The 14,007-nt window shown below is 71.8% G+C and carries 9 protein-coding genes; 6 read left to right on the forward strand and 3 right to left on the reverse strand.

All coding sequences use genetic code 11. From position 1 onward, the window contains the following. Nucleotides 1-5: 5 nt before the first annotated feature. Both FB157_RS45405 and FB157_RS45410 read right to left on the reverse strand, forming a co-directional pair. Nucleotides 6-1,010, reverse strand: coding sequence for a HEAT repeat domain-containing protein (locus FB157_RS45405; protein ID WP_145887445.1), 1,005 nt, complete (start codon nucleotides 1,008-1,010; stop codon nucleotides 6-8). Between the two features lie 3 nt (nucleotides 1,011-1,013). After that, nucleotides 1,014-1,685: a HEAT repeat domain-containing protein gene (locus FB157_RS45410; RefSeq protein ID WP_145887447.1), complete on the reverse strand. Its 672-nt coding sequence runs from the start codon at nucleotides 1,683-1,685 to the stop codon at nucleotides 1,014-1,016. A 261-nt stretch (nucleotides 1,686-1,946) separates the two neighbouring features. Here FB157_RS45410 and FB157_RS45415 point away from each other — a divergent pair, with 261 nt between their 5' ends. The 5 genes from FB157_RS45415 (at nucleotide 1,947) to FB157_RS45445 (ending at nucleotide 10,318) form a co-directional block, all read left to right on the forward strand. After that, a complete protein-coding gene (locus FB157_RS45415) occupies nucleotides 1,947-3,683 on the forward strand; it encodes an ABC transporter ATP-binding protein (RefSeq protein WP_145887449.1) in 1,737 nt (578 codons plus the stop codon). Further along, complete coding sequence (locus FB157_RS45420) at nucleotides 3,680-5,449, forward strand: ABC transporter ATP-binding protein (RefSeq protein WP_145887451.1); 1,770 nt, start codon at nucleotides 3,680-3,682, stop codon at nucleotides 5,447-5,449. Before FB157_RS45415 ends, FB157_RS45420 begins: the two co-directional genes overlap by 4 nt. Nucleotides 5,450-5,771: 322 nt before the next feature. Beyond that, on the forward strand, nucleotides 5,772-7,808 hold the full coding sequence (locus FB157_RS45430) for a M4 family metallopeptidase (RefSeq protein ID WP_145887453.1): 2,037 nt from the start codon (nucleotides 5,772-5,774) through the stop codon (nucleotides 7,806-7,808). A gap of 252 nt (nucleotides 7,809-8,060) precedes the next feature. After that, nucleotides 8,061-9,725, forward strand: a complete 1,665-nt coding sequence (locus tag FB157_RS45440) for a M4 family metallopeptidase (protein WP_145887457.1) — start codon at nucleotides 8,061-8,063, stop codon at nucleotides 9,723-9,725. 71 nt (nucleotides 9,726-9,796) lie between these two features. Continuing rightward, nucleotides 9,797-10,318, forward strand: coding sequence for a DUF1990 domain-containing protein (locus FB157_RS45445; RefSeq protein WP_145887459.1), 522 nt, complete (start codon nucleotides 9,797-9,799; stop codon nucleotides 10,316-10,318). A gap of 3 nt (nucleotides 10,319-10,321) precedes the next feature. Here the strand turns inward: FB157_RS45445 and FB157_RS45450 are convergent, their stop codons facing one another. Next, entirely contained in the window at nucleotides 10,322-12,940 is a 2,619-nt protein-coding gene (locus tag FB157_RS45450) for a glycosyltransferase family 1 protein (RefSeq protein ID WP_145887461.1), read from the reverse strand. A 338-nt stretch (nucleotides 12,941-13,278) separates the two neighbouring features. On the opposite strand from FB157_RS45450, the gene FB157_RS45455 reads away from it, so the two are divergent. Continuing rightward, nucleotides 13,279-14,007, forward strand: a 729-nt coding sequence (locus FB157_RS45455; protein WP_145887463.1) for a maltotransferase domain-containing protein, incomplete at its 3' end; no start/stop codon positions are given.

The raw sequence follows: 14,007 nt of genomic DNA on the forward strand, positions 1-14,007 counted from the left end.
CAGGTTCACCGGGCGTCGCGCAGCCGAAGCAGGTACATCGCGGTCAGCGCGACGGCACGGTCCGCGTCATGCGACAGTTCCCCGAGCGCACCTGACACCCTCGTCCCCGGGATGCCCGCCAGCGCCTGGGTCAGCCGGCCGCGTGCAGCCGCCCCGGTGGTGTCGTGGGCGAGGCGGTCGCAGATCCTGGTCGCGATCCGATCCGCCGCCGCGGTGTCGCTCGCCAGCACGCTCAGCGCATCGGCCGCGTCGGTGTCGTTCCTTCCCTCCACGATCATGTCGATGAGCGTCGGGACGGCATCGGCCGCACCGCGTGTGCCGAGCGCCAGAGCCGCATGCCCGCGTACCACGGCGTCGGGGTGCGCGAGGGCGTCCCGCAGCCGCTCGGCGGCTTCCTCACCGGGCATCTCTGCGAGGGCCTGGACGGCGCGTTCCCGCACCACGGCCGCCGGTGAACGAAGGCTCTCCGCCAGCAGTGCCGGGCCGCCGTCGCCCGATCGGGCCAGCGCCCATCGAAGGGCCCCGGCGACGTTCGGATCCGTCTCGCCGAGTGCCGCCTCGACCAGGGCCTCGACCGGCACCGGAACCTCGCCGCCCGAGGAGAGGGCCGCGCGCTGGCGCACGTCGGCGCACTGCGACCCCAGTGCCTGCAGGAGCGCCACGACCTGGAGGACGTCCTCCCAGCCGGCGGGGTCCGTGGCATGGATCCGGCGCAGCCGCGTGAGCAGTTCGGTCTCGGCCGCGATGCGTTCACGCGTCTGACGGACGACGTCGTCGACGAGTGCCGAGGGCACGAAGCCCGGATCGTCGAGCGCGCGTCCGATCTCCCGCAGCGACAGTCCGAGCGACCGCAGGCTCTCGACATGGAAGATCCGCCGGATGTCCTCGCCGGAGTACTCGCGGTATCCGGAGCCGGTACGACCCGAGGGGCGTACCAGGCCGAGCGACTCGTAGTGCCGGAGCATGCGGGCGCTGACCCCGGAGCGCCGCGCCACCTCACCGATCAACACGCCCTATCGTCCCTCCTGGCCGGACCCGCCGAGGGCCACGACGCGCTTCGCCTCCTCGATCGCGAACTCGAGTCCGGCGTCCGGGTCGCTCAGCAGCCGTCGTGTGGCGAGCGCGTGCGCGCGCATGCGCGGGTCGGGCGCCGTCGTCGCGGAGCGAAGCACCGGCACGATCGCTTCACCCAGCGCGACCAGGGCCCGGCTGAGACTCAGCTTCGTCTCCCGGCCGCCGCGCCCGAGCTGCGTCGCCAGCACCGTGGCCAACGTGGACTCCTCGCCTTCCGGCACGAGCACGACCGCGGCGCGCCAGGCGCTTCGCGCCACCTCGTCGTCGGCGTCGGACAGGAGGGACCGGGTGATCGCCGGCCACGCCTGCCGGTCCCCGATCTTGGACAGCGTGTGCAGCGCCTGGCTCCGTGCCTGCGCACGTTCCGAGCGGACCTCGCGGAGCAGCCGGGGAAGCGTCATGGACACCGGGTGGCGGGTGAGCGCCCAGGTCAGCATGTCCCGGACCAGGAACTCGGGTTCGATCGCGCATCGCTCGACGAGCTTGTCGACGAAGCGCGGGTCAGGCGTCGTGCCGGCCGCCATGGCGGCCCGCAGCCGTACGGACGAACGGCCGTCCTCCAGCCCCTGGAGTGCTCGTACCGCATCCGTGTCCTGTCCCGTGACCGTCATCGAGACCACCTCCTCGGCAAGGAGTGAAGACCCTGTCACCGTGTCAAGGTCAAACAGCCGCGACCGCCTGCCCGCCTGCCCGCCTGCCCGCCTGCCCACCTGCCCACCTGCCCACCTGCCCACCTGCCCACCTGCCCACCTGCCCACCTGCCCAAATAGGATGCCGTCTTATTCGTTGGAGCAACCATCCTTACGCTGAGTACGTTCGACGTCTCCGGTCAGGGCCGCTGTTCCGGTGGGTGCCGAGCGAACGGGGGATGGATGATCGACGCGTACGCGGATCCGGGCACGCCCGACATTCGGGGCGGGTGGCACTACCTGTGGTGGCTGGTGCTGCGTCAGCCGTGGCGGTCGTTGGCCGGCGCATTGCTGGGCAGTGCGTGGATGGTGCTGATGGCGGCACAGCCGTACATGATGGCGCGGGCCGTGGACGACGGGCTGGTGCCTGGGCGGTTGGGGGTGCTCGGCTGGTGGACGGCCGCGATGTTCGGGCTCGGGGCGCTGAACTCCTGGGTGAGCATCATGCGGCACCGCACGATGACGCGGGTGCGGATGGACGCCAACTTCCGTACGGTCAAGCTGGTCGTCGGGCACGCGGCCCGGCTGGGGGCGGTGCTGTCGCGCCGGGCCGGGGCCGGGGAGGTCGTCACCATCGGGGTCGGTGACGTGGCGACCCTCGCGCAGGCGCTGACGGTGGTCGGGCCCGGGGTGGGCTCGATCGTGGTGTATGTCGTCGTGGCGGGGCTGCTGTTGGCCATCTCGGCACCGCTCGCCGCCGTGGTGCTTCTCGGGGTGCCGGTGATCGCGCTGCTCACCGGGCCGCTGACACTGCGGCTGCAGGGCGCGGAGAGCGAGTACCGGGAACGGCAGGGCGTGCTGACGGCGCGCATCGGCGACCTCGCGGGCGGGCTGCGGGTCCTCAACGGGCTGGGCGGCAAGGGGCTGTTCTCGGACGCCTTCCGGAAGGACTCGCAGCGGCTGCGCGCGCAGGGCTATCGGGTGGGCGCTGCGGCGAGTTGGGTGCAGGCGCTCGGGGTCGGGCTGCCGACGTTGTTCCTGGCCGTGGTGACCTGGCTCGCGGCCCGGCTGGCGGCCGAGAAGTCCATCAGCGTGGGCGAGTTGGTCGCGGTGTACGGCTATGTGGCGGTGCTGATCGGGCCGGTGGCGTTCTTCGTGCAGATGGCCTACGAGCTGAACCGGGGCGTGGTGGCCGCCCGCCGGGTCGTAGGGCTGCTGCGGCTGGAACCCGAGCCGGACACGGGCACGCTGGCCGCACCGGACGGGCCGGCCGAGCTGTGCGATCCGGCGTCCGGGGTGCGGGTGGCGCCGGGCCGGCTGGTGGCGCTGGCCGCAGTCCGGCCCGCGGAGGCCGCCGCCGTGGTCGACCGCCTGGGCCGGTACGGGCCCACCGAGGCGACCTGGGGCGGGGTACGGCTCGACGCCGTACCGCTGGCCGACGTACGGGACCGGATCGTGGTCGCCGACAACGAGGCGGACCTGTTCGCCGGACCGCTGAGGGAGGTCGTGGCCGCCGAGCACCCGGCCGAGGAGGCCGCGCTGCGCCGGGCGGTGTACGCGGCCGCCGCCGAGGATGTCGTACGGGGGCTGCCGGACGGGCTGGACTCGGCCGTGACCGGGCAGGGGCGCAGCCTCTCCGGTGGGCAGCGGCAGCGGATCCGGCTGGTGCGGGCGCTGCTCGCGGACCCCGAGGTGCTGCTGGCCGTCGAGCCGACCTCGGCGCTGGACGCGCACACGGAGGCCACGGTCGCCGAGCGGCTGCGGGCGGCTCGGGAAGGCCGGACGACGGTGGTGGTGAGCACGTCGCCGCTGGTGCTGGACCGGGTGGACACGGTGCTGTTCCTGGTCGACGGCAAGGTGACGGCGAGCGGCCCGCATCAGCGGCTGCTCGTGGCGGAGCCCGGGTACCGGGCGCTGGTGGCGCGGGACACCGATGAAGCTGCTGACGCTGCTGACACTGCCGAGGAGGCCGTACGGTGACGACGACGGACACGGGGCTGCTGCCGGTCGCGGACCGGGCCGGGGTGCGGCGGGCCACCGGGCGGCTGCTGCGGGCCGACCGGCGGGCGTTCGCCGTCGCGCTGGTGCTGAACGCGCTGGCGGCCGGGGCGGGGCTCGCCGGGCCGTGGCTGGTCGGGCGGATCATCGACGAGGTGCGGGCGGGACACGGGGTCGGGGCGGTGGACCGGCTGGCGCTGTGGATCCTGCTCTGCTCGCTGGCCCAGCTGCTGCTGGCGCGCTGGGCGCGCTACGTGGGACACCGGTTCGGGGAGCGGACGCTGGCCCGGGTGCGCGAGGAGTACGTCGACCGGGTGCTGGCGCTGCCCGCCTCGGCGGTGGAGCGGGCCGGCACCGGTGACCTGACCGCGCGCGGTACGGCCGACGTGGCGACCGTGGGCACCACGCTGCGGGACGTCGGGCCGGAGCTGCTGGTGTGCACCGTGCAGGCGCTGTTCGTGCTCGGTGCGGTGTTCGCACTCGACCCGGTGCTGGGGCTGTTCGGTGTGCTGGGACTGACCCCGATCTGGCTGGCGCTGCGCTGGTATCTGCGCCGGGCGCGGGACGGTTACCTCGCCGAGGGCGCGGCCACCTCGGAGGTGGCCGAGATCGTGGCGGCGACGGCGACCGGGGCCCGGACGGTCGAGGCGTTCCGGCTCCGGCGGCGGCGGATCACGGCGAACCGGGACGCGCTGGAGAAGTCCCGCCTGACCCGCTTCTACACCCTCCGTCTGCGGTCGGTGTTCTTCCCCGCGGTCGAGGTGACGTACACCGTCCCGGTGGTGGGCGTGCTGCTGCTCGGCGGGTGGCTGCACCAGCGGGGTGCGGTGGGCGTCGGGGCGGTGGTGGCCGCGGCGCTGTACCTGCGGCAGTTCACGGAGCCGCTGGACCAGATCCTGATGCGGGTGGAGCAACTGCAGAGCAGCGGTGCCTCGTTCGCCCGGGTGGAGGGGCTGGCGCAGGCACCCCGGGCCGAGGCGGAGGGCGGCTGTCCGGAGCCGGCGGACGACCTGATCGACGTGCGCGGAGTGCGGTACGCGTACGAGCGGGGCGGTGAGGTGCTGCGCGGGGTGGACCTGACGGTGCGTCCCGGTGAGCGCCTCGCCGTGGTGGGTCCGTCGGGCGCCGGCAAGACCACGCTCAGCAGGCTCCTCGCCGGCATCGACTCGCCCGGGGCGGGCACGGTGACGGTGGGCGGCGTACCGATCGCGTCCCTGGAACCGGAACGCCTGCGCCGCCAGGTCGTGCTGGTCACCCAGGAGCACCACGTGTTCCTCGGCACGGTCCGCGACAACCTCCTGATCGCCGAACCCGGCGCCACGGACGACGACTTGTGGGCGGCCCTGAAGGCAGTGGGTGCGGACGACTGGGTGCGCGCCCTCCCGTCCTCCCTGGACACTCCCCTCGGCCCGAACGGCCACCCCACCGACGGCTCCCAGGCCCAGCAACTCGCCCTGGCCCGGGTCGTGCTGGCCGATCCCCACACCCTCATCCTCGACGAGGCCACGGCCCTCCTCGACCCCACCACGGCCCGGCACACCGAACGCGCCCTGGCCGCGGTCCTGGAGTCCCGCACGGTCATCGCCATCGCCCACCGCCTCCACACGGCCCACGACGCGGACCGCGTGGCGGTCATGGAGAACGGCCTTCTCACCGAGCTGGGCACCCACGACGAACTGGTGACCGCGAACGGTGCGTACGCGGCCCTGTGGCGAACGTGGCACGGGGACACGGTCGCCGAGGACTAGTCCGTCGGTCCAACCGGTGCAGCATCCGTCCCAGTTGCCCGGTCGGGCCGCCTTCGGGCCAACGGTCCGCATATCGAACATGAACATCCGGTCAACGAACCATTTCCAGCCAAGTTTCTGACGCGGTCCTGACAGATGCCGTGATCCCCTGCCACTCTTCCCACGGCCGACTCACAGCAACCCCACAGTTCCCCATGCTCGCGTGAGCCGGCCCTGCACCTGCACGTGGTTCCGCGTAACGCCCTGTTCTGCCCGGACGTCCCAACCCACCGTCCGGTCTCCCCTTGGCCGCGCGACCCGCGGTCACGCAGAAGGAGTCAGTGTGAGCAGCACCTCTCGCAGACGCACCTCCCACACAGCGCACCGCCGCACCGCCACCGTCGCCCTCGCGGGTGTCGCCGCCCTGATCGCCGCGGCCGTCCAGTCCGGCGCCGCGAGCGCCGCCCCGGCGAAGCCGCAGGCCGGCAAGGTCAACCCCGCCCATGTGGCCGTCAAGCTCACGCCCTCGCAGCGCGCCGAGCTGATCCGGCACGCGGACTCGGAGAAGGCCGCGACGGCGCGGTCCATAGGTCTCGGGGCCAAGGAGAAGCTGGTCGTCCACGACGTCGTCAAGGACGCCGACGGGACTGTGCACACCCGCTACGAGCGGACCTACGCGGGTCTGCCGGTGCTCGGCGGCGACCTCATCGTGGACACCGCCAAGTCGGGCGCGACGAAGTCCGTCATCAAGGCCAGCAACGCCTCGCTGAAGGTCGCCGGCCTCACCCCGGCCGTGTCGAGGGCCTCGGTCGAGAAGCAGGCCGTGCAGCGGGCCAGGGTCCTCGGCGGCAGCAAGCCGGCAGCGGACAGCGTGCGCAAGGTGATCTGGGCGGGCGGCGGCAAGCCCGTTCTCGCGTACGAGACCGTCGTCGGCGGGCTCCAGGACGACGGCACCCCGAACCAGCTGCACGTCGTCACCGACGCCGTCACCGGCAAGAAGCTCTTCGAGTACCAGGGCATCAGGACCGGCGTCGGCAACACCCAGTACAGCGGCCAGGTGACGCTGACCACGACCCAGTCGGGCTCGAACTACACGCTGACCGACGGGGCGCGCGGCGGCCACAAGACGTACAACCTCAACCACGGCACCTCGGGCACCGGCACGCTGTTCTCCCAGACCAACGACACCTGGGGCAACGGCACCACGTCCAACGCCGCCACCGCGGGCGCCGACGCCCACTACGGCGCCGCGGTCACCTGGGACTTCTACAAGAACACCTTCGGCCGCAGCGGCATCAAGAACAACGGTGTCGGCGCCTACTCCCGTACGCACTACGGCAACGCGTACGTGAACGCGTTCTGGGACGACAGCTGCTTCTGCATGACCTACGGCGACGGCTCCGGCAACGCCGACCCGCTGACCTCGCTGGACGTCGCGGGCCACGAGATGAGCCACGGCGTCACCTCCAACACCGCCGGCCTCAACTACAGCGGTGAGTCCGGCGGCCTCAACGAGGCCACCTCCGACATCATGGGCACCGGCGTGGAGTTCTACGCCAACAACAGCTCGGACGTCGGCGACTACCTCATCGGCGAGAAGATCGACATCAACGGCGACGGCACCCCGCTGCGCTACATGGACAAGCCCAGCAAGGACGGCGCGTCCAAGGACAGCTGGTACTCGGGGATCGGGTCCATCGACGTGCACTACTCGTCGGGCCCCGCGAACCACTTCTTCTACCTGCTGAGCGAGGGCAGCGGCACCAAGGTCATCAACGGTGTCACCTACAACTCGCCGACCGCGGACGGCCTTCCGGTCACCGGCATCGGCCGCGACAAGGCGCTGCAGATCTGGTACCGGGCGCTGACCACCAAGTGGACCTCCACCACCAACTACGCGGGCGCCCGCACCGGCACCCTCGCGGCGGCCGGCGAGCTGTACGGCACCACCAGCGCCGAGTACAAGGCGGTGCAGGACGCCTGGGCGGGCGTGGCGGTCGGTTCGCGCTCCGGTGGCGGCGGGGGCGGCGGCACCTCGTACGAGAACACCTCGCCGGTGTCGATCCCGGACAACGGGCCGGCGGTCACCTCGAACATCACCGTCTCCGGCAGGAGCGGAAACGCGCCGAGCAACCTCTCGGTGAGCGTGGACATCACGCACACCTGGCGCGGTGACCTGGTGATCGACCTGGTCGGTCCGTCGGGCACCTCGTACCGCCTGAAGAACTTCTCGTCCTCCGACTCGGCGGACAACGTCAACGAGACCTACACGGTCAACGCTTCCTCCGAATCGGCCAATGGAACCTGGAAGTTGAAGGTCCAGGACCAGGCCGCACAGGACGTCGGCACGATCAACAGCTGGAAGCTGACGTTCCCGTAAACCGCACCCCACCAGCACCGGAACAGGGCGTCGTCCGGGGGTTCAACCCCCTCGGGCGGCGCCCGTTTTACATTCCTGAAACGTTAACCAGACAGTCGAATTCCGGCCAACATCACTTTGGGGTCCTGACATGTACGCGCCCCTGATGTCACTCTCTCTCCACCCGCCGCAGCAGCACAGCAACTTCGCAACACCACACACTCCGGCCAGTAACCCCACACTGCCCGGACTCCCCCACGAGAAGGAGCTTCTGTGAGCCCCCTCTACGCGCGTCACAAGCGCACCACTCTGGCCATCGCCACCGCTGTCGCGGCCGGAGCCCTGCTCTCCACGGGGCTGACCACCAGTGCCAGTGCCCAGACCCCGGCCGGGTCCGCCGCCGCCAAGCCCCTGGCCGCCGCCCCGGCCGCGCTGTCCGCCGCTGCCCGTACCACCCTGATCCAGAAGGCACAGGCCGGCGCGGCCGACACCGCGCAGAAGATAGGCCTCGGCGCCAAGGAGAAGCTGGTCGTCAAGGACGTCGTCAAGGACACCGACGGCACCGTCCACACCCGCTACGAGCGCACCTACGCGGGCCTGCCGGTCCTCGGCGGCGACCTGGTCGTCCACACCGCCAAGTCGGGCAAGTCCGAGGGCGTCACCAAGGCGAACAAGTCCGCCATCAAGGTGGCCTCGCTCAAGCCGCAGATCTCCGCCGCCAAGGCCGAGAAGCAGGCGCTGGGCGCCGCGAAGACCCTCGGCTCCGCCAAGACCGCCGCGGACGGCGCCCGCAAGGTGATCTGGGCCGGCTCCGGAAAGCCCGTCCTCGCCTACGAGACGGTCGTCGGCGGTCTGCAGGACGACGGCACCCCGAACAAGCTGCACGTCATCACCGACGCCGCCACCGGCAAGAAGCTCTTCGAGTACCAGGGCATCGAGAACGCCACCGGCACCGGCAAGACCCTGTACTCGGGCACCGTCAGCCTGAACACCAACCTGTCGGGCTCGACGTACCAGCTGTACGACACCACGCGCGGTGGTCACAAGACGTACAACCTGAAGCACGGCACCAGCTCGGGCACCGGCACCCTGTTCACCGACTCGGACAACGTCTGGGGCACCGGCACCGCCTCCAGCTCCTCCACCGACCAGACCGCGGCCGCCGACGCCGCCTACGGCGCGCAGGAGACCTGGGACTTCTACAAGAACACCTTCGGCCGCAGCGGCATCAAGAACAACGGTGTCGGCGCCTACTCCCGCGTGCACTACGGCAGCTCGTACGTCAACGCCTTCTGGGACGACGACTGCTTCTGCATGACCTACGGCGACGGCGAGAGCAACCTCGACCCGCTGACCTCGCTGGACGTGGCCGGCCACGAGATGAGCCACGGCGTCACCGCGAACACCGCGGGCCTGGACTACTCGGGCGAGTCCGGCGGCCTGAACGAGGCCACCTCGGACATCTTCGGCACCGGCGTGGAGTTCTACGCGAACAACGCCTCGGACCCCGGTGACTACCTCATCGGCGAGAAGATCGACATCAACGGCGACGGCACTCCGCTGCGCTACATGGACAAGCCCAGCAAGGACGGCGGCTCGGCGGACTCCTGGTCCTCCTCGGTCGGCAACCTGGACGTCCACTACTCGTCCGGCGTCGCGAACCACTTCTTCTACCTGCTGTCCGAGGGCAGCGGAGCGAAGACGATCAACGGCGTGAGCTACAACTCGCCGACGTCCAACGGCTCCACGGTCACCGGCATCGGCCGCGCCAAGGCGCTGCAGATCTGGTACAAGGCGCTGACGACGTACTTCACGTCGACGACCAACTACAAGGCGGCCCGCACCGGCACGCTGAGCGCGGCGGCGGCCCTGTACGGCTCCACCAGCACCGAGTACAAGGCGGTGGCCGCGGCCTGGTCGGCGGTCAACGTCAGCTAGTCGCACACCACTTGAGATAGGGCGGTACCCGGGCGGAAGACGTCCCGGGTACCGCCCTACCCTTGTGACCCATGTCCTCGGCGCCCTTCACCTACGAGCCGGTCGGCGCGACCCGCGACGACCTGACCAGCTGCCCGCCCGGCTTCCACCCGCTGTTCGAACGCACCCGGATCGGCGAGGGCCCTGAGGTCTTCCGCCGGGCCGCGGAGGCGGTCCTGACCTGGCAGATGCACCGCTCGCTCGGCGTGGGCATCGACGCCACCGCCGACCGCGCGGCCCCCGACGTCGAGGTCACGGTCACCCTGGCCGGCCTCATCAAGGCCCCCTGCCGCATCGTCTGGACCGTCGACGAGCCCCGCCGGGCCGGCTGGGCCTACGGCACCCTGGAAGGCCACCCCGAGTGCGGCGAGGAGGCCTTCGTGGTCGACCGCACCGGCGACGGCACCGTCTGGCTGACGGTGGCCGCCTTCAGCCGCGCCCAGAAGTGGTACGCCCGCGCGGGCGGGGCCGCGACGCGCGGGCTGCAGCACGCCTACGCCCGCAGGTGCGGCAAGGTGCTGAGGGAACTGGCCACCCGGGGCCTGGAGGACTGACGCTCACCGCATCAGCAGCCCCGCCCCCTCCACCGCCTCCTCCGACGGCACGGACACCAGACCCAGTTCCGCGCCGGAGGCGAGCAGGCGGTGGGCCGGCAGGATGCGGATCGTGTAGCCGTAGGGGCCGGTGCGGTCCAGGGAGAGCGGGCCCTCGTAGACGCGACGGCCCTCCAGGTCCGGGGCGCCGGTCGCCTTCAGCGGCACCACCGTGGCGTCCGTGATGCGGTCCTGCGCGTCGACCCGGCCGGAGACCGCCTGCACCTCCACGTCGTCCGGCCCGAGGTCACCGAGCCCCACCCGCACCCGCAGCCCCACGGTCGAGCCCAGTTCCGCGGTGGCCGTCGTGGCCGTCGTCTCCACGTGGTCGACGCTCACCCGGTGCCAGGCGGCCCGCACCCTCGCCTTCCAGGCGGCCAGTTCACGCGCCGTGTCCTCGTTCAACGCGCGGTGGGACTGGGCGGCCGGCGTGTACAGGCGGTCGACGTACTCGCGGACCATCCGGCCCGCCAGCACCTTCGGGCCCAGCAGGGTGAGGGTCTGGCGCACCATGTCGATCCAGCGGTCGGGCAGCCCGCCCCGGCCGCGCTCGTAGAAGCGCGGGGTGACCCGCTGTTCGAGCAGGTCGTACAGGGCCGCGGCCTCGATGTCGTCACGGCGGTCCGGGTCGGTGCCCACGCCGTCGGCGGTCGGCACGGCCCAGCCGAAGTCCGGCTGGAACCACTCGTCCCACCAGCCGTCCAGCACCGAGAGGTTGAGGCAGCCGTTGAGCGCGGCCTTCATCCCGGAGGTGCCACAGGCCTCCAGCGGGCGCAGCGGGTTGTTCAGCCAGACGTCGCAGCCGGGGTAGAGCTTCTGGGCCATCGCCATGCCGTAGTCGGGCAGGAAGACGATCCGGTGCCGCACGCGCGGGTCGTCGGCGAACCGCACCAGCTCCTGCACCAGCCGCTTGCCGCCGTCGTCCGCCGGGTGCGCCTTGCCCGCGACGACGATCTGGACCGGCCGCTCCGGGTGCAGCAGCAGCTCCATCAGCCGGTCCCGGTCGCGCAGCATCAGCGTGAGCCGCTTGTACGACGGCACGCGCCGCGCGAACCCGATCGTCAGCACCCCGGGATCGAGCACACCGTCGATCCAGCCCAGCTCCGCGTCCCCGGCGCCGCGCTGGCGCCACGAGGCGCGCAGCCGCTCCCGTACCTCCACCACCAGCTGTTCGCGCAGGGTACGGCGCAGCTCCCAGATCTCCTGGTCCGCGATGTCCGCGACCGAGTCCCAGCGCTCGGAGCCGCCGACGCTCAGCGCGTCCTCGGCCCGCTGGGCGCCGATCTCCCGGGCGCCCAGCCGGAGCACCTCGGGGGCGACCCAGGTCGGGGCGTGCACCCCGTTGGTCACGGAGGTGATCGGCACCTCCTCGGGGTCGAATCCCGGCCACAGTCCCGCGAACATCTCCCGGCTGACCTGCCCGTGCAGCAGCGAGACCCCGTTCGCCCGCTGGGCCAGCCGGAGCCCCATCACGGCCATGTTGAACAGGTTCGGCTCGCCGCCCGGGTAGGTCTCCATGCCGAGCGCGAGGATCCGCTGGACGTCGATGCGCGGGAGTTCGCCGTCCGCCCCGAAGTGCCGGGCGACCAGCTCCCGGTCGAACCGGTCGATCCCGGCCGGGACGGGGGTGTGCGTGGTGAAGACGGTGCCGCCGCGCACGGCCTCCAGCGCCGAGTCGAAGTCGAGTCCCCGGTCGCCCAGTTCGGCGATCCGCTCCAGCCCCAGGAAGCCGGCGTGTCCCTCGTTGGTGTGGAACACCTCGGGCTCCGGGTGCCCGGTGAGCCGGCAGTACGTCCGCACGGCCCGGACACCCCCTATCCCCAGCAGCATCTCCTGCAGCAGCCGGTGCTCGCTGCCGCCGCCGTACAGCCGGTCGGTCACCCCGCGTTCGCCGGGGTCGTTCTCCTCCACGTCCGAGTCGAGCATCAGCAGCGGCACCCGGCCCACCTGGGCCAGCCAGATCCGGGCGTGCAGCGCCCGGCCGCCGGGCAGCGCGAGGGAGACCCGGGCGGGGCTCCCGTCGGCCTCCTTCAGCAGGCTGACGGGCAGCTCATGGGGGTCGAGCACCGGGTAGTGCTCCTGCTGCCAGCCGTCCCGGGACAGGGTCTGGCGGAAGTACCCGTGCCGGTAGAGCAGGCCGACACCGATCAGCGGGACCCCGAGGTCGCTGGCCGCCTTGAGATGGTCGCCGGCGAGGATGCCGAGGCCGCCGGAGTACTGGGGCAGCGCGGCCGTGATGCCGAACTCGGGCGAGAAGTAGGCGACGGCGACGGGCAGTCCGTCGTCCTGCTGCTGGTACCAGCGGTCGCCGGTCACATAGTCGTTGAGGTCGTCGACGGCCGCGCGCAGCCGGCGCAGGAACCGCCGGTCCCCGGCCAGCTCGGTGAGCCGGGCCGGGCGCACCCCGCCCAGCAGCCGCACCGGGTCGCCCCCGGCGGCGGCCCAGCGTTCGGGGTCGACGGACTGGAACAGGTCGCGCGTTTCCACATGCCAGGACCAGCGCAGATTGCGCGCCAGGTCGCTCAGCGGCCGGAGGGGTTCGGGGAGAACGGGACGGACGGTGAACCGACGGATCGCCTTCACATTCCACCTCGGACGCGTTACGGGGTGAGACGCACGGCGCCGTACGTCTCGTCGTCAGGGTCGACGTTAGTGGTTACCGGGGCGTCGGTGGGGACGCCGCGAGCGCGGGTGTCGGGACGCGGCGGTGGCGTAATGGCCGCCCTGGCGGGAAACCGGGAAAGGGGCCGGTCTTGTGCGTAGACATACGCGTGAGTAGTTAACAAAGTGCCGGATTGCCCACCCGAATAGGGTGGGAAGGCTCCTCCGGTACGTCCCACAGCAGCACCACGTCTCACCTGCAGGACCCACCTCCCCACAGCCATCCGCCCACACCCACGTTGAAGCGGACAGGAGCGGTCATGCCCGCCACGCACCACTCGTCAGCACCCTCGACACCCAGCAAGGCGGCCGGAAGGAAAACTTCTGGCAAGAAAACCGGAAAGCCCGCCGAGGAACTTCGCGAGGAGGCTCCGGCCCCGCCCCGGCAGCAGCTTCCCGCCCCGCCGGAACCGACCGTTCTCGGCCGAATTCCCGTCCTCGACGTGCGCCCGGTGGTCCAGCACGGGCGCAGGCCCGCCAAGGCGGTGGCCGGTGAGTCGTTCGAGGTGTCGGCCACCGTGTTCCGGGAGGGGCACGACGCCGTCGCCGCGAACGTCGTCCTGCGGGATCCCGAGGGCCGCCCGGGCCCCTGGACCCCGATGCGTGAACTCGCCCCGGGCACCGACCATCTGGGCGCCACCGTCACCCCGGACGAACCCGGCCGCTGGACCTACACGGTCGAGGCCTGGTCGGACCCGGTCGGCACCTGGCGGCACCACGCGCAGATCAAGATCCCGGCGGGCATCGACACCGGCCTGGTCCTGGACGAGGGCGCTCGGCTGTACGAGCGGGCGGCCGCCGGAGTGCCCGAGGAGCAGCGGGACGTGGTCCTGGCGGCCGCCGCCGCGCTGCGGGCGGAGGACCGCCCGGCCGCCTGGCGGCTCGCGGCGGCCCTGTCACCCGAGGTGGACGCGGTGCTGTCCCGGTATCCGTTGCGCGAGTTGGTGACCGCGTCGGACGCGATGCCGCTGCTCGTGGAGCGGGAGCGG

This window comes from Streptomyces sp. BK340 (assembly GCF_007827595.1).
In the GTDB taxonomy this organism is placed as follows: Bacteria; Actinomycetota; Actinomycetes; order Streptomycetales; family Streptomycetaceae; genus Streptomyces.